General features: G+C 67.1%; 17 protein-coding genes. 5 read left to right on the forward strand and 12 right to left on the reverse strand.

The features are described from left to right. Nucleotides 1–4 precede the first annotated feature (4 nt). Both B8V81_RS07420 and B8V81_RS07425 read left to right on the forward strand, forming a co-directional pair. Nucleotides 5–862: a TIGR03943 family putative permease subunit gene (locus tag B8V81_RS07420; protein WP_028600500.1), complete on the forward strand. Its 858-nt coding sequence runs from the start codon at nt 5–7 to the stop codon at nt 860–862. Between the two features lie 72 nt (nt 863–934). Further along, entirely contained in the window at nt 935–1,153 is a 219-nt protein-coding gene (locus B8V81_RS07425) for an alpha/beta-type small acid-soluble spore protein (RefSeq protein ID WP_028600499.1), read from the forward strand. A 72-nt stretch (nt 1,154–1,225) separates the two neighbouring features. On the opposite strand, the gene B8V81_RS07430 is transcribed toward B8V81_RS07425, so the two are convergent. Further along, nucleotides 1,226–1,654 carry a hypothetical protein gene (locus B8V81_RS07430; protein WP_028600498.1) on the reverse strand — a complete coding sequence of 143 codons (429 nt, stop codon included), beginning with the start codon at nt 1,652–1,654 and terminating at the stop codon, nt 1,226–1,228. Between the two features lie 268 nt (nt 1,655–1,922). Between B8V81_RS07430 and B8V81_RS07435 the strand changes: the two genes are divergently transcribed. Together B8V81_RS07435 and B8V81_RS07440 are read left to right on the forward strand one after the other, a co-directional pair. Beyond that, entirely contained in the window at nt 1,923–3,179 is a 1,257-nt protein-coding gene (locus tag B8V81_RS07435; RefSeq protein ID WP_101808056.1) for a methyl-accepting chemotaxis protein, read from the forward strand. Nucleotides 3,180–3,333: 154 nt separating this feature from the next. Further along, complete coding sequence (locus B8V81_RS07440; RefSeq protein WP_028600496.1) at nt 3,334–4,173, forward strand: polysaccharide deacetylase family protein; 840 nt, start codon at nt 3,334–3,336, stop codon at nt 4,171–4,173. A gap of 80 nt (nt 4,174–4,253) precedes the next feature. Here the strand turns inward: B8V81_RS07440 and B8V81_RS07445 are convergent, their stop codons facing one another. The 3 genes from B8V81_RS07445 to B8V81_RS25700 all read right to left on the reverse strand — a co-directional run bounded on the left by B8V81_RS07445 (nt 4,254) and on the right by B8V81_RS25700 (nt 7,424). Then, a complete protein-coding gene (locus B8V81_RS07445; RefSeq protein WP_228551653.1) occupies nt 4,254–4,910 on the reverse strand; it encodes a 3D domain-containing protein in 657 nt (218 codons plus the stop codon). 490 nt (nt 4,911–5,400) lie between these two features. Next, nucleotides 5,401–5,949 (reverse strand): CAP domain-containing protein, encoded by a 549-nt coding sequence (locus B8V81_RS07450; RefSeq protein ID WP_323744206.1) that lies wholly within the window; start codon nt 5,947–5,949, stop codon nt 5,401–5,403. Between the two features lie 446 nt (nt 5,950–6,395). After that, nucleotides 6,396–7,424 carry an HNH endonuclease gene (locus tag B8V81_RS25700; RefSeq protein ID WP_244912726.1) on the reverse strand — a complete coding sequence of 343 codons (1,029 nt, stop codon included), beginning with the start codon at nt 7,422–7,424 and terminating at the stop codon, nt 6,396–6,398. A gap of 359 nt (nt 7,425–7,783) precedes the next feature. Between B8V81_RS25700 and B8V81_RS07460 the strand changes: the two genes are divergently transcribed. Beyond that, nucleotides 7,784–8,146: a helix-turn-helix domain-containing protein gene (locus B8V81_RS07460; RefSeq protein WP_028600493.1), complete on the forward strand. Its 363-nt coding sequence runs from the start codon at nt 7,784–7,786 to the stop codon at nt 8,144–8,146. Nucleotides 8,147–9,211: 1,065 nt separating this feature from the next. Here B8V81_RS07460 and B8V81_RS07470 read toward each other — a convergent pair. The 8 genes from B8V81_RS07470 to B8V81_RS07505 form a co-directional block, all read right to left on the reverse strand. After that, the gene (locus B8V81_RS07470; protein ID WP_101808059.1) at nt 9,212–10,123 is read right to left on the reverse strand and encodes a hypothetical protein; all 912 of its coding nucleotides are present in this window, start codon (nt 10,121–10,123) and stop codon (nt 9,212–9,214) included. Nucleotides 10,124–10,166: 43 nt separating this feature from the next. Next, nucleotides 10,167–11,372, reverse strand: coding sequence for a copper amine oxidase N-terminal domain-containing protein (locus B8V81_RS07475; RefSeq protein WP_101808060.1), 1,206 nt, complete (start codon nt 11,370–11,372; stop codon nt 10,167–10,169). 6 nt (nt 11,373–11,378) lie between these two features. After that, nucleotides 11,379–11,933, reverse strand: a complete 555-nt coding sequence (locus B8V81_RS07480) for a hypothetical protein (RefSeq protein ID WP_028600490.1) — start codon at nt 11,931–11,933, stop codon at nt 11,379–11,381. Nucleotides 11,934–12,027: 94 nt separating this feature from the next. Continuing rightward, complete coding sequence (locus B8V81_RS07485; protein ID WP_101808061.1) at nt 12,028–14,763, reverse strand: S-layer homology domain-containing protein; 2,736 nt, start codon at nt 14,761–14,763, stop codon at nt 12,028–12,030. A gap of 222 nt (nt 14,764–14,985) precedes the next feature. Further along, nucleotides 14,986–16,332 carry a UDP-glucose dehydrogenase family protein gene (locus B8V81_RS07490; protein WP_028600488.1) on the reverse strand — a complete coding sequence of 449 codons (1,347 nt, stop codon included), beginning with the start codon at nt 16,330–16,332 and terminating at the stop codon, nt 14,986–14,988. A 33-nt stretch (nt 16,333–16,365) separates the two neighbouring features. Continuing rightward, nucleotides 16,366–17,568: a glycosyltransferase family protein gene (locus tag B8V81_RS07495; protein WP_028600487.1), complete on the reverse strand. Its 1,203-nt coding sequence runs from the start codon at nt 17,566–17,568 to the stop codon at nt 16,366–16,368. A 61-nt stretch (nt 17,569–17,629) separates the two neighbouring features. Next, entirely contained in the window at nt 17,630–19,006 is a 1,377-nt protein-coding gene (locus B8V81_RS07500) for a sugar phosphate nucleotidyltransferase (protein ID WP_028600486.1), read from the reverse strand. Then, nucleotides 19,006–20,373, reverse strand: coding sequence for a glycosyltransferase family 4 protein (locus B8V81_RS07505; protein ID WP_101808062.1), 1,368 nt, complete (start codon nt 20,371–20,373; stop codon nt 19,006–19,008). The genes B8V81_RS07500 and B8V81_RS07505 overlap by 1 nt, the downstream gene beginning before the upstream one ends. Nucleotides 20,374–20,427 lie beyond the last annotated feature (54 nt).

Below are 20,427 nucleotides of genomic sequence, written 5' to 3' on the forward strand. Positions count from 1 at the left end.
CAAAATGGCTCCAACCGCTCTCGCCGCCCTTCATCATGCGGCCAAATCGGCCGTGCTCGCGGCTTTGTCGCTGTCGCTCACGCAGCTTGCACGGACCGGGACGCTGAACCGCTACATCGCGCCGAAGCTCGAGCTCGGCGTCAAGCTGTCCGCGCTCGCCCTGTTCGCGCTCGCCGTATTCCGGCTCTGGATCGCGCTGCGCGCCTGGCAGGGCGACGACGCCGAGGCGGACTGCGGCTGCGGCGCCCACGGCCCTGCGGCTGCGGGACCGAGGCAGCTGGCCGTGTACGCGATGTTCCTGCTGCCGATCGTCTTCGGGCTGCTGCCCGCCGTGCCGCTCGGCAGCGCCGACGCCGCCCGCGCCGGCATCCATCTGCCTGGCGCCGCGGCGGAGCACCCGCAGCGCTCCGACACGGCGGCGGATGCCGAAGCGTTTCCGTTCGACGAATTCACCCGTCCTTACGCCGAGCTGGCCCGCCGGCTGCACGCGCTGCCCTTGATCGACGTTCCGGAGCCGCTTTATATCGAGACGCTCTCGTCGATCGACCTGTACCGAAAAGCGTTCGCAGGCCATCGCATCCGCCTGACCGGCTTCGTCCATCGCGATTCCGGCGCGACGGACGGCGTCTATCTGCTCAGCCGCTTCGCCGTCTCCTGCTGTCCCGCCGACGCCCGGGCCTACGGCTTGCCGGTCCTCGACGCGCAGGCGAAGCAGCGGCGGACCGACGAGTGGCTCACGGTGGAAGGCGTGCTCGAGGAAGGCGTCTACGACGGCCAGCCCGCGCTCGTGCTCCGAGCCGAACAGACGCGATCCGCTCCTCCGCCCGCCTCCCCGTACGTCTATCTCGATCCCGATTTTTAAATCGAGGACCTCGATGTGCATATATTGGCAGACGAGGCGCATACTACCTCCATCAAAAAGGAGGTGACGCATATGGCAAGCAACAACAGGCTCGTCGTTCCGGGCTGCCAAGCCGCCCTGGAGCAGATGAAATACGAGGCCGCTCAGGCGCTGGGCATCCAGATTCCTCAAGACGGCTATTACGGCAACATGGCGACCCGCGATGCAGGCTCTCTCGGAGGCTACATAACGAAACGTCTGGTCGAGATCGCCGAGCAGCAGCTGTCCGGCAACGCCCGTCCTATGCGCTGAGAGCGCAGCTCCGAAGACAGAACGAAAAACAGCCTTTGTCCGCCATGGACAAAGGCTGTTTTTCAGGGAACATCATTCTTCCGACACGCTGCCGCGATCCCACAGGCCGGGATGCCTCGGCTCGTAGCGGAAATGAGAACTGGCCATATTGTAATTCGATTCGCATAGCATGCTGGCCGACCAGCTGGAGGCGGCTCCTTGGCGGCGCACCGAGAAGTCGTATAGAAGCTCGCCATGGGTCCAGCTCCACTTGCTCTTGAGCGCATCCACCGCCATCTGCCGGAATTCCTTGACCTGCTCGGCTGTCAATCCCGCTGGCGATTGGGGGGAGGCGGGAGGCTTCAGCTCGATAGGATTGTGGCGGATGCCGTATTTTCCGACCGTATTGTTGCGGATATGGATCAGCACTGTACCCGAGGAGGCATGGGTAAGCTCGGACTCAAGCTGACGGAATACAAAGTCGACTTGCCGTGCCAGAGGCGAAGCGCTGTTGCTTTGCATCTAATTCACCTCCGATCGAAATGAAGTCGTTTAGCGACATTATAGGACAGCGTTTTTTCAGGTTCAACTAAATATTAACAGAATAGGATAGAGTTTTAACCCTTTTTAGGGTACATCGATCTACTTCCCAATAGGACTTAAGCACCTTTCGACGCAATTCCCCCTTTTTTTCGTTTCCCTGGCCCCAGGTCTACATCTTCATGGTCGGATTACCGATTATTAGGTAACGCTTTCTTTATCCATATCAGCGATAGGAGTCGATTTCAGCATGGAATGGTATCATTCTCTCTCCATCAAGAACAAGGTTCGCTTCGGCATCTTTACGGCGCTCGCTGTATCCATCCTGTTTTTCCTCGTCCTCAGCCTGATGGCGGGCTCGCCGCTCTGGCCGGTCGCGGTCGCGCTCGTCGCCGGAGCCGCCGCCTCCTATCCGCTCGCCGCCGTCGTGGAGCGCTCGCTCACCAGCTCCATCGAGGAGATGACGACGGTCGCCTACGGCATCTCCAAGGGCGACTTCACGCAGCGGGTCGATACGTCCAGCGCCTCGCTGGGGCAGCTGGCCCACTCCTTCAACAGCATGATCGACAAGCTCCGCGAGATTCTCGCCGACACGTCCCGCATCGGCCGCATGGTCAACGAGACGAGCACGAGCATCTACAACAAAAACTCGCAAGTGAAAGCCGTCATGGAGCAGGTCGGCACCTCGGCCGGCGAGCTCGCCTCCGGAGCGGGCGAAATCGCCGAGGAGGTCGGCGGCATGAGCGACTCGATCCGCGAGATCGAGTCCAAGGTGGCCACCTACGCCGAATCGAGCCGCATGATGAACGAGCGCTCGGAGGCGGCGATGCGCCTCGTCGAGCGCGGGCAGCAGTCCGTCGAGACGCAGGCCGAAGGCACCCGCCGCACGGCTGAGGCCGCGGCCCATGTCTCCGAGGCGATCGCCCGCCTGTCCGAGGCGGCTGGCGGCATCTCCGCCATCACCCGCACGATCTCCGATCTGGCGGAGCAGACGAACCTGCTCTCGCTCAACGCCTCCATCGAGGCGGCCCGGGCCGGCGAGCACGGCAAGGGCTTCGCGGTCGTCGCCCAGGAGGTGCGCAAGCTCGCCGAGGAATCGACGGCGTCGACCAAGGAAGTGTTCACGCTCGTCAAAGGCATCGAGCACGGCCTCAAGGACGCCAACGCCAACATCAAGATCAACGAGCAGGCCGTCGAGCTCCAGTCGCAGATGCTGCGCGAGACCGAAGCGGTGTTCCGCGAGATCGTGGAGAGCGTGCAGTTCATCTCCAGCCAGATCGAGCAGTTCGCCCGCGAGAGCGAGAGCATGCTGGACAACGCGCGCGCCATCTCCGAGGCCATCGGCAACATCTCGGCGATCACGCAGCAGTCCGCCGCCGGCACCCAGCAGGTGTCCGCTTCGATGAACGAGCAGGTCGACTCCATCCAGACGATCGTCGAGGAGACCGGACGGATGCAGCAGATGGCTTCCCAGCTGCAGCGCACGATTCAGATTTTCAAATTCTGATCCGTCTCTTGTCCGCGAAGGACGCCGCCATCGGCCGTCGCTCTCTTCATGGCCGATGGGCCGTATGGAGCGGGGGAACGCAGGGAATAGCTAATCCGCAAGCCTCTGGACCGCCATCCGGAAGGCCGGCTTGATCCCTGTAGGAGGTGTACCGATGAAGCCTTTGCGCCGTTGGCCGGGTTGGCCCGCCCTGCTGCTCGCGCTGCTGCCGCTTCTGGGCGGAACGCCGAAGATCGCCGGCGCCGCTTCCGCCGGGGAGGCCCCGACCGCTGCCCCGGCGGAAGCGGTCGTTCAGGCGGCCGCCCTCAAGCCAAGGACGGTTTCCTGGATTACGCTATCGCGGGAGTATCCCGGGGCGTTCGCCACGCGCGGACCGGCCGGCATCAAGCGCGTGGCGCTGACGTTCGACGATGTGCCGGACGAGCAGTATACGCCGGAGGTGCTGGACATTCTGGCCCGAGAGCATGTGCGGGCCACCTTTTTTGTCGTCGGAGAAAGAGCGGCGAAGGCGCCCTCCGTGCTCTGCCGCATCCGCGCGGAAGGCCATGCCATCGGCAATCATTCGTACGACCATACGTCTTACGCCCATCTGCCTCCCTCGAAGTTCGAGGAACAGATCGAGTCGACGAGCCGCCTGCTCAGGACCCATCTCGGCTTCACGCCGCGCTTCCTGCGGCCTCCCTACGGAGAAATCACGCCCCGCCAGCTGATGTGGACCCAGAGCCGCGGCTACTTCGTCGTCAATTGGGATGTCGACACGCAGGACTGGAGAGGGCTGTCCGCCGACCAGATCGTGCGCAACGCCCAAAAGACGCTCGCACCGGGCAGCATCATCCTGCAGCATGCCGGCGGCGGCATCGGCGAGGATCTGAGCGGCACCGTCAAGGCGCTGCCCCGCCTCATCCGCATGCTGCGCGATCAGGGCTACGAGATGGTGACGGTGCCGGAGCTGCTCGGCGAATCGGAAGAAATCGAGAAAATGCGCCTCTATTGACAAAGAACCGGCTCCTTGGCGAAAGGAGCCGGTTCTTCTATCTAAATGAAGCGGTATGGTATGGTTTGGTTTGGCTTGGATCAGGTCAGGACATGCACCTTGACCCATTGGAAGCCGAACGAACGAGCTTCGGCCGTCGTGCCGGGCACGAAGATGTCGATTCGGTCTCCTTTGATGCTGCCGCCTGTATCCGTCGCGGTCGCGATCATGCCGCCGACCGGCAGGCCGTCGTAGCTGTAGCCGGTAATGTACAGCTTCGTTCCAAGCGGAATCTGCTTCGGATCGACCGCGACGGTGCCGACGCGAAGCGGGTTTCCGAAATAGTCGACCGCTCCCCATTTTCCGTTTTCGGAAGCCGCGGACGTATAGGCGCTTGCCTTGATCTGAAGCGTGCGTCCTACCTCGTAGGACTTGCCGGTCGGATCGATGACTTTTTTCGTTCCCTCGTCGGCGGCGATCAGGCGGATGCCTGCGGACGAGGCGTGGATCGTCGTGCCGGCCGGAATGGAGAGCTTCAAGCCGGAGTAGATGTTCGTCGGCTCGATGCCTTCGTTCATCTCCATCAGCTTGTCCAGCGGAACATGGAACGCCTGCGCGAGCTTCCAGAACGTATCGCCGTCCTTGGCGACATACGTCGTAGCGGCGGAGGCCGATACGGGAGAGCTCAAAAGCGCGAGGCCGGCCAAAACGGCGGCGGCGGATTTGATCATCGGGCGGAGCATGGTCTTCATCGTCATGGGCATGGTTCCTCCTTGGTGGGACGCTTCGGGCTCCGTTCGTCGGGCCCGGCAGCGGAATGGTGCGGTCCGCGCAAAAACCTACGGGTGTCAGAATAACACAGGCTTCCTCGCGGCGGACCAGCCAAAAACAACCAGCTGCGGATTATGAAAGGCTCTCATTTTCGCCCGACAGCGGTCAATCCTTAGGCGCGCAAGGCCCGAAGCGTCCCGCAGGCACCGCGCATGGGCGGCGGATGAAAAAACTCTAATGCAGCCTCGCCCGCGTGGGCGGCGATCAAAAACTCCGTGCCGCCGCGTCATTTTCCGGGCCGCCCGCTGCCTGCCGATCCTGTCCGATGCCGCTAGATTTCGTTCCATGCAGCTGGATCCCGTCCGATGCCCCCGATGCCCTCAATGCCGTCCGGAAAGCCGAATAGGGCTGCCCCCGGTCGCCTCATGGCGAATCGGAGACAGCCCTTGCCCGGTCAAGCCGATCTACAGAGAGAGATTACGCCTTGAACATTTGCACCCAAACGCCGTTATGGTACGCGACGCCGATGTTCGTGTACTCGGCCTTCAGGATGTTGGCCTTGTGGCCCGCGCTGTTCATCCAGGCATTCATTACTTCGGCCGGGGTGCGCTGGCCTTTGGCGATGTTCTCGCCTGCATAGCTGTACGTCACGCCGAACTGCTTCATCATGTCGAATGGCGAGCCGTACGTCGGGGACGTATGCGAGAAGTAATTGTTCGTGTACATGTCCTTCGCTTTCACGAGCGCGACTTCAGACAGCTGCGAGTCGCTCTTGAGCGCGGCCAATCCTTGCTTGGCGCGCTCCTGGTTCACGATCGTGACGACCTGCTGCGCAAAGGTGGCCGTGCCGCTCTCCTCCTGTCCGGACCCTGGAGCCGTCGTCGGCTTCGGCGTCGCCGTTGGGGCCGTCGTCGGCTTCGGCGTCGCCGTTGGGGCCGTCGTCGGCTTCGGCGTCGCCGTTGGGGCCGTCGTCGGCTTCGCCGTATATCCCGGCCATGTAAAGCCGTTTTGCTGCAGTTTATTCAAAAGCTCTTCAAAGTTGAAGCCCGAGCCGGCATAAAGCTGTTGAAGCAAGGCCGAAGAAGAAGGCTGAGCAGGCGCTGCGCTGGCTGTTCCGGCGGCCGAGACGCCCGTGAACGCGACTCCGGCGGCCAATGCTAGAGATAGAAATTTCTTATTCAAAATGAATTCTCCTCCTGTTATCCTTCGTCAGCCGAAGGTCGAGTAAAAGGCCGTGCAAGCCTTTCGCTCCTCTATCCTAGCACGCCGATCCGCCGAAAAACGCTGTTAGTTCCTGGCAACTCAAGCTGGAGACTGAAAAATGAGAACGCTCGAAGGCTCGAAATTCAGTCGGGATGCGGGTTGCGAAACGCGTCCTGAGAGCAATGAGAATTCTCTCATCGGCGTTCGGAGTTCCAAACGGGAAAAAGAGAACGAAAAAAAGCCGAGCGCATCCGGCTCGACTTTTGGATCTAGAGATAGTCCGGCAGCGTATCGGCTTTTTTGAGGTTGCAGGCGGAGCAGGCGCAGACGCAGTTGTCCGGGGTGCTCAGGCCGCCCTTGGACTTGGGAAACACATGGTCGATCGTATCGCCGAAGCGGCCGCAATAGTGGCAGACATAGTTGTCCCGCTGCAGGATGAGCAGGCGGAAATCGCTCTTGGTGTACAGCTTGTGGATGAGGCGCGGATGCAGAATGCCGGCCGCCCCTTCCTGAACCATGCGCACCGCGATGTCGCGGTCGATTTCGGTATGCCAGCGCTTGCCGCTCTCGCGGCGGCCCCGCAGCTGGATGAGGCCGGTTCCTCTATCGTTGAGCACCGACGGATCGTACGAAAAAGGACCCTTGAACGGCCGGATAGGCTTGTACGGCAAGCGCACTCCCGGCGTATGGGAATGCGAAGCGGCGACGGCCGCCTTGCGCCCTTTGCGGCGGCGGCGGCGCTTGCGCTTGCGCTTGGACGGTCCCGTCTCCGAGACGGCATCGGCCGACGAGACGACCGCCTCCGGCGAGCGGGCGGCGGCAGTGCCGGAAGCGCCGGCGGAAGGCCGCGCCTCCGCGGCCGGACTGTCCGGACTCGGCTCCCGTCCGGAAGCGGCGGCCGGCGGATCGGGCGCGGTTCTCCGCGCCGCCGCAACGGCGGCCGCTCCTTTGCCGGCGGCAGGGTCCCGTTCGGCCGCGGCGGCAGCCGGCGCGGCGACGGATTGCGAGGCGCGCTCGCCCCCGCCGGCGGCCGGCGCGGCGACGGACGCTCCCGGGGCACGCTCGCCCCCGCCGGCGGTCGGCGCGGCGGCGGACGCTCCTGGGGCGAGGACGGCCGCGCGGCCGCGCGCACGACGAGCGGCGGCCGGCGGGAGCAGAGCCTCCGCACCGACTTCGTCCCGCTTGCGCCTGCGCTGGCAAGCTCTGCACGTGCCTCTGCGCCCCTTGCGGCCGGTGCGCTTCGGGAAGGCTCCTTCTGGTTTGTCGCGGCCGCATACGGCGCATTGTTTGGTATCCATGAATCGTACGCTCCGTTCGCCGAGTGTCTTTCTCCAAAGCATACCATAACGGAGCTTGCCGATAAACAGCGCCGTAAGCGGTTCGCTTTTCGAAACGCCGCTCTGCGGAACGAGAAAGCCCGCTTGAAATAACCCGTCACGTCCAATAATGACAATTTATACAAATTTTCGGCTCGATGTTGAGACTATAGTCTCAATGCCATGTTACTAATGTCCTATAATTACGGGTGCATCTTCCTAGAAGCCATGCTATAATACGAATATTCAGTACATGTGACATTTTCAGACCGGCATGAACCCTCTGGAACGCCTTGGCGGCACCGGACGGGAACGTAGGCCGCAGGGGGGGATGGTGGCGGATGTTTGCGAAACGACTCAAAGCGCTGCGTAAAAAGAGAAAGCTTACGATGCAGGAAGTAGCCGATTATGTTGGGGTCGCCAAAAGCACCTACGCCGGCTATGAGTCCGGATACCGCCAGCCGACCCTGGAATCGATCCAGACGATCGCGCGCCGCTTGCATACGACGTCCGATTATCTGCTCGGCCTCACGGAATATGCCGAGCCGGTCGAGCCGAGCAGCAACGCCCGCGAATGGCTGAACCTCCAGCAGCTGCACTGGGACGGAATTCCGCTGGAGGAAGAGGACGTCGAGCTCGTCCGGCTGCTGCTCGAGCGCGTCGTCCGCGAAAGGCTCCGCAACGATCAAACCGGCCAAGGCTGAACTGCCTTGACCGGTTTTTTTATCTGCCTGAGAGCAGTCAGACACCGCCACAGCTCGCTGCGGCTTGGGCGCGCCGCCTACACGCGGAAAAACCGCGCGCAGCTTGCCGCTGCGGCCTGGGCGCGCCGCCTATGCGCGGAAAAACCGCGCGTAGCTTGCCGCTGCGGCCTGGGCGCGCCGCCTATGCGCGGAAAAACCGCGCGTAGCTTGCCGCTGCGACCTGGGCGCGCCGCCTATGCGCGGAAAAACCGCGCGTAGCTTGCCGCTGCGGTCTGGGCGCGCCGCCTATGCGCGGAAAAACCGCGCGTAGCTTGCCGCTGCGGTCTGGGCGCGCCGCCTATGCGCGGAAAAACCGCGCGTAGCTTGCCGCTGCGGCCTGGGCGCGCCGCCTATGCGCGGAAAAACCGCGCGCAGCTTGCCGCTGCGACCTGGGCGCGCCGCCTATGCGCGGAAAAACCGCGCGTAGCTTGCCGCTGCGGTCTGGGCGCGCCGCCTATGCGCGGAAAAACCGCGCGTAGCTTGCCGCTGCGGTCTGGGCGCGCCGCCTATGCGCGGAAAAACCGCGCGCAGCTTGCCGCTGCGACCTGGGCGCGCCGCCTATGCGCGGAAAAACCGCGCGTAGCTTGCCGCTGCGGCCTGGGCGCGCCTCCTACGCGCGGAAAAACCGCGCGTAGCTTGCCGCTGCGGCTTGGGCGCGCCTCCTACGCGCGGAAAAACCGCGCATGCGGAAGCAACGAACAGGCTGGCCGAGGTCAGATATCGACCTGCGGGACAGCCCTCTTGAAGTTGCGGCCCCTTTCGCTTGCCAGCCAACGCCCACGGCCCGTCGCGGATCAGGCGCCGGCCGTCGCGGAACACGCCCTAGGGCACGCTCTAGGGCACGCTCTAGGGCACGCTCTAGGGCACGCTCTAGGGCACGCTCTAGGGCGTGTTTGCATACTCCGAAGGAGGCAGATAGGGCCGGATTTTTGATCCCTGCAGGAATGCAGGCATAGGCGTACCCAGGGGTACGTCGAGCCTGCGTGACGAAGCAGAGGGCAAAAAGGCGGGGATAGATGCCCCTAACTAACTAAGCGGGTCTGCAGCCGACGCCAAGGCGTCGAGCTGCTTGCTCAGCCCGGCGCGCAGCAGCACGCGGGACTGCTCGTAGCTCTGCTTCCACTTGCTGCGCTCGCTCTCAGGGACATTCGCCTGCTCCGCCTCCGCGATCAGCCGGTCGAAGCGGCTGCGGCAGCCAGATTCGGCAGCCTCCATCTCGCCGGCAAGCTCCGCGCCGGCCTGCTGCCGCTGCTGCTCCGTCAGCTCTCCGCTCCTCGCCTCGCGGAGCCGTGCCTCGCCTTCCTGGAGCACCGAGGCTCCCGCCGAGACGCATTGCTCGCGGATCGTTTCCAGCCTCCGCTCGTAGACGGCAGTGTCCGGCTCGGCACTCGCGGCCGGCGGCTTCGCCGCAGACGGCGCCGCCGATGGAGCAGCTCCCGCCGGCTGTCCGGCCGACTGCCCTCCCGCAGGCGAAGGCCCGCCCGCTCCCGCGCCGCCTGGCCGAGAAGCCTCCTTCGCGATGCCGCCCGCTCCCGCGCCGGCCGACTGGGATGCTTCCTCCGCGTCGCCTTCGGCACCGGCGGCGGCCGACTGGGGAGCTTCGCCGGAAGCTTCCTTCGCAGCGTCGCCGGCACCAGCGGCGAGCGGAGGCGCAGCTTCGGCCGCTCCGTCTCCGCTCGCCGCCGCGCCGCTCGCCCCCGTGCCCTCGCCAGGGTCCGCTGCTGCGCCTGCCGGCGAGGGCGCGGGAGCCGCGGAGCGCTGCGGCAGCAGCGCCATCGCCGTCTCCGTCGTTCCCCGTTCCAGCTCGCGATGATTCAGATACCCGAGCACGGCCGGCACGACGGCCGCCGCCATCGCCAGCGCGAGCAGCAGGCGCCCGGCCCGGGGCCCTCCGCGGCCGACGACGGAACGTTTCTTGCGCTTGTTTCGATGGCCCATGATGACCGTCCCCTCTTTCGCTTATGCTGCGCGCGTCCTTGAATCAGCCGAGCAGTCCCTCCAGCAGCGCGCGCCCTTCCGCCAGTTCCCGTTCATATTCCTTGCGGTATTCCTGCAGACGCTCGGTCGAATAGCCCCCGGCCTCCAGCTTCGCTCTCGTCCCGCTCATGATGCGCTCGAACGCAGCGTCGCAAGCCGCGAATACGGCTTCTCCTTCCTGCCGCGCCTTCGCCTTCTCCGCGCCCGTGGAGGCGGACGAGTAGCGCAGCGCGAGCGCGACGAGATCGCTGCGGCATTTGCCGCGCAGCGCGTCAGCTTCGCTCCTTGCCTGGCGATGGATCTCCTCCTCCGATGCCGAAGGAGACGGCGTCGGCGTTGCGCCTGGAGACGGCGTCGGCGTTGCGCCTGGAGATGGCGTCGGCGTCGCGCCTGGAGACGGCGATGCCGTCGGCGACGGAGCCGGAGAGCCCGGAGGCGCCGATGGAGCCGGAGAGGCGCTCGGCGCAGGCGTTGCCGGAGGCGGAGCCCAGCCTCCTCCGCCTCCGCCTGCAGGCGGGACGGCCGGAGACGGCGAAGCGGTCGGGGCCGGCGACGAGGCTCCGCCGGCCGGCGGAGCGGCGACGTCCTCCCCGCCGCTCAGTCCGTCCTCGGCCCCGCCGCCGCTGCCGGCTTGCGCTTCCGGCGCGATGTCGACGCGCAGCCGCTTGCCGTCCCAGGCGACGGACGCTCCCGTCAGCTCCGCGGCGAAGCGCAGCGGGACGTAAAGCGTGCCTTTGGCGATGAATACTTGCTGCCCGGACGGAAGCGCGGCCTCCTGCCCGAAGGCGTGGAAGCGGACCGGGACCGGCGTCAGGGCAAGCTTGACGCCTCCGTCCGCCGAGCGGCCTTCCGCCTTGAGCCGAGCGGCCAGCTTCGCCGCCAGCGCCTGGCGCCCGGCATCGGACGGCTGCTGCAGCGACAGCTTCTTGGCGGCGTTGTCCCACGCCGCCTCCAGTCCGAGCGCCTCCGACGCCGCCCGCAGCGGCAGGTACGTCCTTCCTTCATGCAAAAAGACCGAGCTCCCCTTGTCCAGCACGAGCACCTGGCCCCCGACCGCGATCGTCGCCGGCAGCGACAGCGCCGACACCGTCTTCGCCGCTGCCGCGGCCTTGGCGGCCGGAGCGGCCGCCGAGGATCCCGCCGCTGCGGGCGAGAACAGCAGCAGCGCGGCCGCCAGCAGCGCCCCTTTGCTTGCCCCATTCCGATTCATATCCGATCAGCCTCCTTCATCCTTCTTGTCCAGCGCCTTGCGCGCGAGCTCGCGCAGCCGGCCGTAATCGGCCTCGTCCAGTCCGGCCCGCAGCTTGCGCTTGATCTGCTCCTTCTCCTCCGCCGTCACCCCGCCTGCGGCGAGCCGCAGCAGGCCGAGCGCCTCCTGCCGGTCCATCGCGCCGGCGACGATGGAGAGCGCTTCCCGCTTCTCGGCTGCGGACAGCCGGGCGGCAGCGTCGGCATAGGCCGCCGGCACTGCCGGCGCGGCTGCCGCGCCGGACGGGCCGCCGCTCGCCTCGGAGCCGGCCGCTGCCGGAGCCCCTTCCGCCTCCAGCGGCGGGGCGGCAGCGCCCGCAGCGGGCGGGACCGCTCCCGCCAGGAGCGGATCGCCTGCGGCCGCTGCCGAAGCTCCCGCCTCCGCCGCCAGCTGGGGAGCGAGCTGCTCCATGAAGGCGGCCAGCGCCTTGTCGGCGGCGCGCTCGGCGGCGATCCAGCCTCCGCCTCCGAGCAGCAGCGCGGCCGCGAGGCCGATCAGCAGCCTTTTCACGCGCTTGCGCATGATCCATCCTCCTTCCCCGCAACGAAAGCAAGGGCGGACGCCGAACGGATGTCCCTCCGTCCGGCGAAGGCTCCGCCCCCGCGATTCGATTCGGCTACAGCTGCTTGGCGGCGCGGTACAGCATCGCCGACGCCTCGGCGCGCGAAGCCTGCTGCTGCGGCTTCAGCTCGCCGCCGCCGCCGATGATGCCGAGCTGCGCGGCGATCGCTACGGCCGGCTTCAGCGAAGCGCTGACGGAAGCCCGGTCCTTGAAGCTCGCGAGCGCCTGCTCGGTGAGCAGCGACGTCGGATAGCCGCCCGCCTGCTGGAGCGCGCGCGCGATCATCGCGGCCATCTCCTGGCGGCTGATCGCCGCATGCGGAGCGAAGCTGTCGGCGCTGCGGCCGCTCGTGATGCCGCTCGCTGCCGCCGTGCCCACATACGGAGCGAACCAGTCGGACTCGCGGACATCCTTGAACGTCAGCGGCACCGCGTCGGCGCCAAGGTTGAACGTGCGCACGAGCATCTTGGCGAACTCGGCGCGCGTCACGCTGCGCGACGGCTCGAAGGCGCCGGCCGAAACGCCGTTCATGATGCCTTTGGCCGCCATCGTCTCGATCGTCGTCCGCGCCCAGTGCGAGGCCGGAATGTCCTTGAACGCCACCCGGTTCTCGACGACCGCGTACACCGAGCCGGCATCCTGCACGTCCGCCGAGTAGACCGAGCCCGCGACGCCCGACTGGAAGTCGGCTGCCCGGCCCGCCCGGATCTTGACGAGGCTCAGCCGGTCGGCGTCGACCGATCCGGAACGCGAGAGCGGCAGCTCGAGCCGCACCGGCCTGCCGAAGCTCGTAATCTTGCGGCCGGACTGCTCGATCTCGTACGTGTACGCTCTCGACGCCAGCGGCAGGCTGGAGGCGGAGGTGACGGCGCTGTCCTGCAGGCGGCTCAAGGTGATCGACAGCTTGCCGGTCCGCGCCGCCACCGGTACGGAGACGCGCGCGCCCTCCGCTTGGAGCCCGATGAAGTCGATGCCGCTGCTCTTGGCCGACTCCAGCACCTCGGCCGGGATGTCGAGCGACCAGCTGTCGGCCTGCTCGGTCTCGAAGTCAAGCTCCGCGCTCACCCGCAGCGAGCTCGTGCCGGCCTGTCCGGCTCCCTCGAAATCGGCGAGCGCGCCTTTGATCTGGGCCGCCGCGTCCGAGATGGCCGAAAACTGGCTGCCCGCCTCCTCGGCGTTCCACTCGGCGCTGAAGGCTCCGGCCGAGCGCGGCGTCGGCGCCGGCACCTTGATCTTGCCGATCGCATCGAGCGCTTCCTGCGCCGCCTTGAACGCCTCGCGGATCAGCTTCAGCTTCTCGCTGATCGAGCTCGTGGCGTTGTAGCGTTGCTTGATCGACTCGAGCTTGGCGAAATACTGCTGCAGGATCGCCGCGATCTGCTCCGCTACGCTGCCCGGACCGGTGTTGCCCGGCTCCTCGCCGGACCCGCCTCCGCTGCCCGGGGTCGGCGTCGGGAAGCCGGGGAACCCGGGAAAGCCCGGGAAGCCGCCTCCGCCAGGGTCCGGCGTCGGACTTGGCGTCGGAGACGCGCTCGGCGTCGGCGTTGGAGACTCGCTCGGCGTCGGCGTCGGAGACGCGCTTGGCGTCGGCGTCGGAGACGCGCTTGGCGTCGGTGTCGGAGACTCGCTCGGCGTCGGCGTCGGAGACGCGCTTGGCGTCGGCGTCGGGGACTCGCTCGGCGTCGGCGTCGGAGACGCGCTTGGCGTCGGCGTCGCGCCTTCGGCCGTCAGCGTAATCTCCTTTTGGAAGATGACCTTGTCCGGGCCGCCGTACGGGTTGAGCAGCCGGGCCTGGATGACCGCGCTCCCCGAGGAGGCGCTGCCGGGGATCGTAACGATGCCGCTGCCCGTGACGGCCACGTCGTCGCTGCCGGACAGCTTGGCCCAGGTGAGCGCTACCGAAGGAATGGCGATGCCGCTGACGGTCAGCGAGTATTGATGCTGCCGTCCCTGCTGGGACACCTGCACCTGCTCGGCGCTCGTCAGCCGCATGAGCGCGACGAGCAGCGCCGACGCGGCCGGCTTCTCGTACGCGAGCCGCTCCTGGAAGCCCACCATCGTCTGCTGCAGGTCCATGCTCGTAATGCCGTACTCCTGCAGCATCGCGGCGAACGTATACTCGTCCGTGCGGGCGAGCAGGTCGTTCAGCACGCGCAGCATGAGCTCGTTGCGCTTCTGCGGCTCGTAGAGCAGCTGGAACAGCTGCGCCTGGCTGAGCTCGGCGATACGCTTGCGCACGGTGCCCTCGACGCCGAGGCGCGAGCCGCCGTCGCCGTAGAAGAACGCGACGACCTCGTCCATCGTCAGGTCGCTGTCGCCGCCCGCGCGCACGATCGCGGCCAGAGCCGCGCGGTAGTCGGCGTTGGAGCGCAGCTTGCGCAGGTCGTCGTAGGTAGGACGGTACGTCAGCGCGAGCGTGTCGCGGTACAGCGCGAACAGGTTGTTCCGGATGAACTCGCGGTCCGCCGAAGCCGGCAGCTTGGCGTCGATCTTGTCCCATACCGGCGCGGCGAGCTGGAACTCGGCGGCCGGATCGAGCGCCTCGAGCTCCTCGCGGAAGCGAAGCACGTCCTGCAGGTCGGACGGATCTCCGGCGAGCAGCGCTTCATGCAGCGCGTACAGCTGCGCCAGCGCGCCGTCGATGTTCGGCGGCTGCGGCAGCGAGCCGGCCGCGCTGGCGATGCCGCCGCCGGACAGGGAAGAAAGCGCGGCCGAAGGCAGCGCGGACAACGGGCCGGCCGCCATGACAGCGGCGAGCATGGCCAGAGACAGCTTGCGATGATTCGTCATAGGTTTCCTCACCTCGATTGTTCGGATAGGCGTTGCGGGAGATAGCAGGCCGGCCGCCGAGCAAGGCGCCGTACCGCGCCCGGCTTAAGGCGCGGCTTGAGCGCTGCCCGGCGCGCTGCCCGAGCGGACGGCCTGGCGTGCAGCTTGACGCTCTGCCTGCCGCTCGGCCCGGCGCTCGGCTTGACGCGCAAAGCCGCCGCCGAAGCGGCGTGCGGCTTGGTTCTAGTAGCTCAGCTCCGGCACGGGAGCCTTGACGCCGCGGGCGAGGCTCGGCCTGCCGACGGAATAATAGATGAAGTCGGTTCCCTGGAGCGCGGCCTCGTCGAACGCGTTGCGCCCGTCGATCAGCACCGGCTCGCGGACGACGGCGCGCAGCCGCTGCAGGTCCGTCTCGCCGAACTCGCTCCACTCGGTAAGCAGGCAGACCGCGTCGGAGCCCGCCGCCGCCTCCAGCGCGCTGCCGCACCAGACGACGGAGCCGTCTCCGCTGCCGAACTGGCTGCGGAAGTTGTCCATCGCGATCGGATCGTACGCCCGCACCTCGACGCCGCGCGCCAGCAGCTCGCCGATGATCTCCTGGGCGGGCGCCTCGCGCACGTCGTCGGTGTCCGGCTTGAACGCGAGGCCCCAGACGGCGACCGTGCGGCCGGACAGCTCGCCGCCGAAAATCGTCTCGAGCTTGCGGATGACGTTGAACCGCTGGTCCTGGTTCACCTCGACGACCGAGCGCAGCAGCTTGAACTCGTAGTCGACGTGGCCGGCGATCTGGATGAGCGCCTGCGTGTCCTTCGGGAAGCAGGAGCCGCCGTAGCCGATGCCCGCCTTGAGGAACGAGGCGCCGATCCGCTTGTCGCGGCCCATGCCCTCGGCGACGCGGGTGACGTCGGCCCCGACCTTCTCGCAGATGTTGGCGATCTCGTTGATGAACGAGATCTTCGTCGCGAGGAAGGCGTTGGAGGCGTATTTGATCATCTCGGCGCTGCGGATGTCAGTGACGACGAAGGCGCAGCCGAGGCCGGCGTGCAGCTCGCGCAGCAGCGCCTCGGCGCGCGGCGAGTCGGTGCCGATGACGATCCGGTCGGGATGCATCGTGTCGGAGACGGCGGAGCCTTCCCGCAGGAACTCCGGCAGCGAGACGCTGTCGAACGGGCAGTCGGTCCGCTCCCGGATCAGCTCGCGCACCTTTTCGTTCGTGCCGACCGGCACCGTGCTCTTGATGGCGACGACGGGACGGCCTTCCATCGCGTCCGCGATCTCCTGCGCCGCCAGCTCGATGTACGCCAGATTCGCCTGGCCGCCCGGAAGCGGCGGCGTGCCGACGGCGATGACGATCAGATCCGCGCCCTTGACCGAATCGCCGAGGCTCGACGTGAAGCGCAGCCGCCCGAGCTCCGCGTTTCGCACGGACAGCTCCTGGAGGCCCGGCTCGTAGATCGGGATCTCCCCGTTCTGGAGCGTCGCGACCTTCAGCGGATCCTTGTCCACGCAGATGACGCTGTGCCCCAGCTCCGCGTAGCAAACGCCCGATACGAGGCCGACATATCCTGTCCCTACTACCGTAATCTTCATCGCTTCCACTCCCGATCGTTTATTGGACACTCTCTACATGCTCAGTCCGGGCGCCTGTCCGCCTGCGGCGGCCCGCTCCAGCAGCCGGGCGGCGATCCGCGCCGCTTCTCCCGGCGGCGCGAGCGGCGCCTCCTCCAGCAGGCTGCCGGCCGCCGCCGCCGCCGAGCCGGGCCCGCCGGCAAGCAGCTTCAGCAGCCGGCCGCCGAGCTCCGGCGACGCGAGCTCCGGCTCGCCGAGCATCAGCAGCGGATGCCGGCCGCGGAGCGTCTCCGCGATGCAGCGGTCCTCGCGGAAGCCGGGCCGCTCCAGCAGCGCGAGCGGCTTGCCGAGGCAGACCGCCTCGGAGACGGTGCCCCAGCCGGGCTTCGTCAGCACCGCGTCGCAGGCCGCGACGTACAGCTGCGATTCCGTGCAGCTCTCCGGGATGCGGACCGCCTCCGCCCCGTCCGGCAGCTCCATGCCGGAGGAGACGACCGCCAGCCAGCGCGGATCGCGCAGCAGGCCGAGCCGCTCGAGCGGGCTGCCCGGTCCCGAGCCCATGCCGGGAAACAGCGCGAGCAGCCGCCTCTCTCCGCTCGGATCAAGCCGGCGCCGCAGCTCGGCCGCGCGCTCCGGATCGGCAGCCCGGCAAAAATATCCGGTCCGCTCGATCGGCTCGCTCCCCCACTGCGGCTCGCTCGCTCCGGCCAGCGCCACAAAGGCGTCCATGTCCAGATAAGGCCGGGCCAGCGGCGCGAGCAGCTCCTCGGGCAGCAGCTCCTGATAGGCGGTGTACCAGGTGAAGTTGGACAGGCCGACGCTGCGGATGCCCGCCCGCCGAGCGGCAGGGAACGCTTCCGCGACGATGTCCGAGACGGTCAGGCTTGCTCCGGTCGAGCCGAGCCAGGCCGCCTCCCGGCGGATGCGCAGCGGCAGCCCCTCCAGGTAGGCGAGGACCTCCGCGCGCAGCCGCGGCGGATCGGCCTGCAGGCTGCCGGGGCGCAGCGAGTAGCCCGGGTCCGAATCGATGCGCCGCGCCAGCAGCCGATGATCGAGGCCGCCGGACCGGGCCGCTGCGGCGAAGCCGCCTGCCAGCGAGCGCTCCAGCAGCGGCAGCGTGCGGCCGCTGGCCAGATGCAGCTGCAGCGGCAGCCCGGCCTCGTCCGCCTGGCGGAGCAGCTCGCGGATGACCGCGATGGAGCGCGAGGCATGGCCGTAGCCGTAGTCCGAAACGTAATAGGCGATCGATAAAGCCATGCCTCGCGGCCTCCTTTGCCCTAGCTGAAATCTGCGGATGACCGCGGCATCCGCGGACGCTCTACGCCCGCAGGCAGTTCTGCTCGATCTCTTCCCAGCTGCCGTACAGCTCCATGATCGAGTTCTCGAGATGCTTCGGGCCGGTCTGCACGGAGATGAACTCCAGATCGTCCGCCGCCCGGACGCCGTGCAGCGTCTTCATCGGGATGTGGACGACGTTGCCCGCGCGAATCTTCATATAAGTGCCGTTGCAGATGAACTCGCCCGAGCCCTTCACGACCGTCCACACCTCCTCGCGGTGCTGATGCAGCCGGTAGCCGATGCTGGCGCCGCTGTCGATGCCGACGCGCTTGGTCAGCACGGCGGTGCCGTCGTCGTAGCTGCGGTCGTCGAGCACGCGCACCCAGCCCCAGCGCCGCTCCTCGTACATCGGGCGCTGGTCGTGGCCGATGAATTCCTTCAGCCGCGTGCTGGCGCCTTTCTCGGCGACGAGGATGCCGTCCGGGCTGGCCGCCACGACGACGTTGGAGAGGCCGATCACCGTGACCGGGATGTCCGTCTCGTTGACGAGATGCGTGTTCGTGCAGTCGCCGCTGACGATGCCGCGCCCCATGCGCGCGTCCTTCATCTCCTCCGTGAGCGTGTTCCATGTGCCGAGGTCCTTCCAATAGCCGTCATAGGACACCGCCGCGATGCTCTGCGCCCGCTCCACGACCTCGTAGTCGAAGCTGATGCTCTCCAGGCTCTCGTAGTCGGCGGCGAGCCGGTCGTAGGACAGCGGGATGCCCTTGGCCGCCATGATGTTCAGCATGTAGTCGAGCTTGAAGGCGAACACGCCGCAGTTCCACAGCGCGCCGCTCGCGATCAGCTCCTGCGCCGCCGCCTCGGACGGCTTCTCGCGGAAGCCGCCGACGCGCAGCGTCCCGCCTGCGCCCGGAGCGTCCCCTCCCGCCTCCGGCACGATGTAGCCGTACTTTTCCGAAGGGTAGGTCGGCTTGACGCCGATCAGCGCGAGGTCGGCGCCGCTGTCCCGCAGCACGCCGTCCAGGCTCGCCACCGTCTGGAAGAAGCGGTCCTCGACGTACGGGTCGACGGGCAGCACCGCCACCGTCTCGCCGGGATCGACTTTCTCCACGGAGAACAGGTACGCCGCCGCCAGCGCGATCGCCGGGAACGTATCCCGCCGCGCGGGCTCTACGATGAGCGGCACGTCCGGGCCGAGCTGGCCGCGGATCAGCTCCGTCTGCGTGGCGCCGGTCGCGATGTAGCCGGAGCCGGCGAAGCCCGCCTCCTCGATCTGGCCCCAGACGCGCTGGACCATGGAGACGCGGGAGCCTTCGCCGTCTTCGAGCACCTTCAGGAACTGCTTCGACCTCAGGTCGTTGGAAAGCGGCCACAGCCGCTTGCCGGAGCCTCCGGACAACAGGACGAGCTTCATCATCGATCTCCGCCTTTCAGATTGGAATGGGTAAGAACGCGCGCGCCGGCTCCCGCCTCTGCTTGCGGCCGGCCGGCCGCCGCCGCGCGGCCAGCCGGAATTTTGCGGCCGCGGCCGCCGCCGGCATGCAGCGACAGCAGCAGCTCGCGGTACTTCTCGAGCGACAGGCTGCGGCGCAGATGGCGCTCCAGATAGTCGCGCCCCTGCAGTCCCCGCTCGGCGAGGCCGGCGCGGCCGAGGCTGTACAGCGCCATCAGCTGGCGCGCGGCGTCGCCGTAGCGCTGGGGCTCGGTCGACGTGCCGCAGCCGCTGTCCCGGATGAGGCGATGCGCCTCGCTGCCTTCCTCCAGCACGCCCATGACCGCCTTGCCCGCCGCCATGACGCCGTAGATCTTGCTCGGCACCGACACGCCCTTGATGCCCTTCTGGTTGACGACCAGATGCACGTCGGCCGCGCCGAGCGAGTAGCGGAGCTGGTCCTTCGGCTGGTAGGGGAGGAACAGGACGTTCGTCAGCCCCTGCTCGCGCGCGAACTGCTCCATGAGCGGCTTGACCGCGCCTTCGCCGATGAACACGAACATCAGGTCGGACAGCTCGCGGAACTGCGGCGCGATGCGGATCAGGTTCTCGAGATCGTAGTAGAGCCCGAGGTTGCCGGAGTACATGACGACGAACTTGTCCTCCAGCCCGTGCCGCTTCAGGAACGCCGCCACGCCGGGATCGTCGCGCCTCAGCGGCACGATGTCCTGCTCGTCGGTCCAGTTGTTGATGACCGAGTGCGGCGGCACGTTCTTGCCGCCGAAGCGGCGGACGAGCGTCTCCTTCATATCCTGGCCGACGAGGATGACGTGGTCCGCCAGGCGGCAGTTCAGCTTGTCGAGCAGGAGCGCCGTCCGCTGCAGGAGCGGATGGTTCATGAATCCGACCGCCTGCGCCTGCTCGGGGTTGAAGTCCTGGATGTTGTAGATGTGCCTGGAGCGCAGCGCCAGCTTGCCGATCGTGCCGATCAGGCCGCCGAGCACCGGCGGCTGCGAGATCGTGTAGACGAAGTCCGCCTTGCGCTGCCGCAGCAGCAGCCGCACCGCATGCAGGAAGTAGGCCGAGATGTAGCGCAGGCGGCTCGCCTTGCTGCGCTTGTCCACCTCCGGCAGGCGGATGCGCAGGATCGAGATGTTCTCCAGCCGGTCCTCGGCGTAGCGCGGCGCCTTGGCGTCCTTTTTCTCCCCGGCGTAGCCCGGCTGCTGCGCGATGACCGTAATGTCGAAGTCATGCTGCAGATGCAGGCACAGCTCGGTGAGGATCTGCCCGGTCGAGGCATAGTCGGGATAAAAATAATTGATGACGAACACGATGCGCGGCTTGCTCATCGCCCTTTGGCCTCCTTTCGTGCGGGCTCGCCGGCGCTGCGGCCGGTCTCCCTC

The sequence above is a fragment of the Paenibacillus pasadenensis genome (assembly GCF_002864175.1).
GTDB lineage: Bacteria > Bacillota > Bacilli > Paenibacillales > Paenibacillaceae > Paenibacillus_O > Paenibacillus_O pasadenensis.

Coding starts and splice junctions, on each gene's coding strand:
- B8V81_RS07435 (WP_101808056.1), top strand. CDS start 1,923: ATGGAATGGTATCATTCTCTCTCCATCAAGAACAAGGTTCGCTTCGGC.
- B8V81_RS07505 (WP_101808062.1), bottom strand. CDS start 20,373: ATGAGCAAGCCGCGCATCGTGTTCGTCATCAATTATTTTTATCCCGAC.
- B8V81_RS25700 (WP_244912726.1), bottom strand. CDS start 7,424: ATGGATACCAAACAATGCGCCGTATGCGGCCGCGACAAACCAGAAGGA.
- B8V81_RS07490 (WP_028600488.1), bottom strand. CDS start 16,332: ATGAAGATTACGGTAGTAGGGACAGGATATGTCGGCCTCGTATCGGGC.
- B8V81_RS07425 (WP_028600499.1), top strand. CDS start 935: ATGGCAAGCAACAACAGGCTCGTCGTTCCGGGCTGCCAAGCCGCCCTG.
- B8V81_RS07475 (WP_101808060.1), bottom strand. CDS start 11,372: ATGAATCGGAATGGGGCAAGCAAAGGGGCGCTGCTGGCGGCCGCGCTG.
- B8V81_RS07470 (WP_101808059.1), bottom strand. CDS start 10,123: ATGGGCCATCGAAACAAGCGCAAGAAACGTTCCGTCGTCGGCCGCGGA.
- B8V81_RS07495 (WP_028600487.1), bottom strand. CDS start 17,568: ATGGCTTTATCGATCGCCTATTACGTTTCGGACTACGGCTACGGCCAT.
- B8V81_RS07445 (WP_228551653.1), bottom strand. CDS start 4,910: ATGACGATGAAGACCATGCTCCGCCCGATGATCAAATCCGCCGCCGCC.
- B8V81_RS07430 (WP_028600498.1), bottom strand. CDS start 1,654: ATGCAAAGCAACAGCGCTTCGCCTCTGGCACGGCAAGTCGACTTTGTA.
- B8V81_RS07480 (WP_028600490.1), bottom strand. CDS start 11,933: ATGCGCAAGCGCGTGAAAAGGCTGCTGATCGGCCTCGCGGCCGCGCTG.
- B8V81_RS07440 (WP_028600496.1), top strand. CDS start 3,334: ATGAAGCCTTTGCGCCGTTGGCCGGGTTGGCCCGCCCTGCTGCTCGCG.
- B8V81_RS07460 (WP_028600493.1), top strand. CDS start 7,784: ATGTTTGCGAAACGACTCAAAGCGCTGCGTAAAAAGAGAAAGCTTACG.
- B8V81_RS07500 (WP_028600486.1), bottom strand. CDS start 19,006: ATGAAGCTCGTCCTGTTGTCCGGAGGCTCCGGCAAGCGGCTGTGGCCG.
- B8V81_RS07485 (WP_101808061.1), bottom strand. CDS start 14,763: ATGACGAATCATCGCAAGCTGTCTCTGGCCATGCTCGCCGCTGTCATG.
- B8V81_RS07420 (WP_028600500.1), top strand. CDS start 5: ATGGCTCCAACCGCTCTCGCCGCCCTTCATCATGCGGCCAAATCGGCC.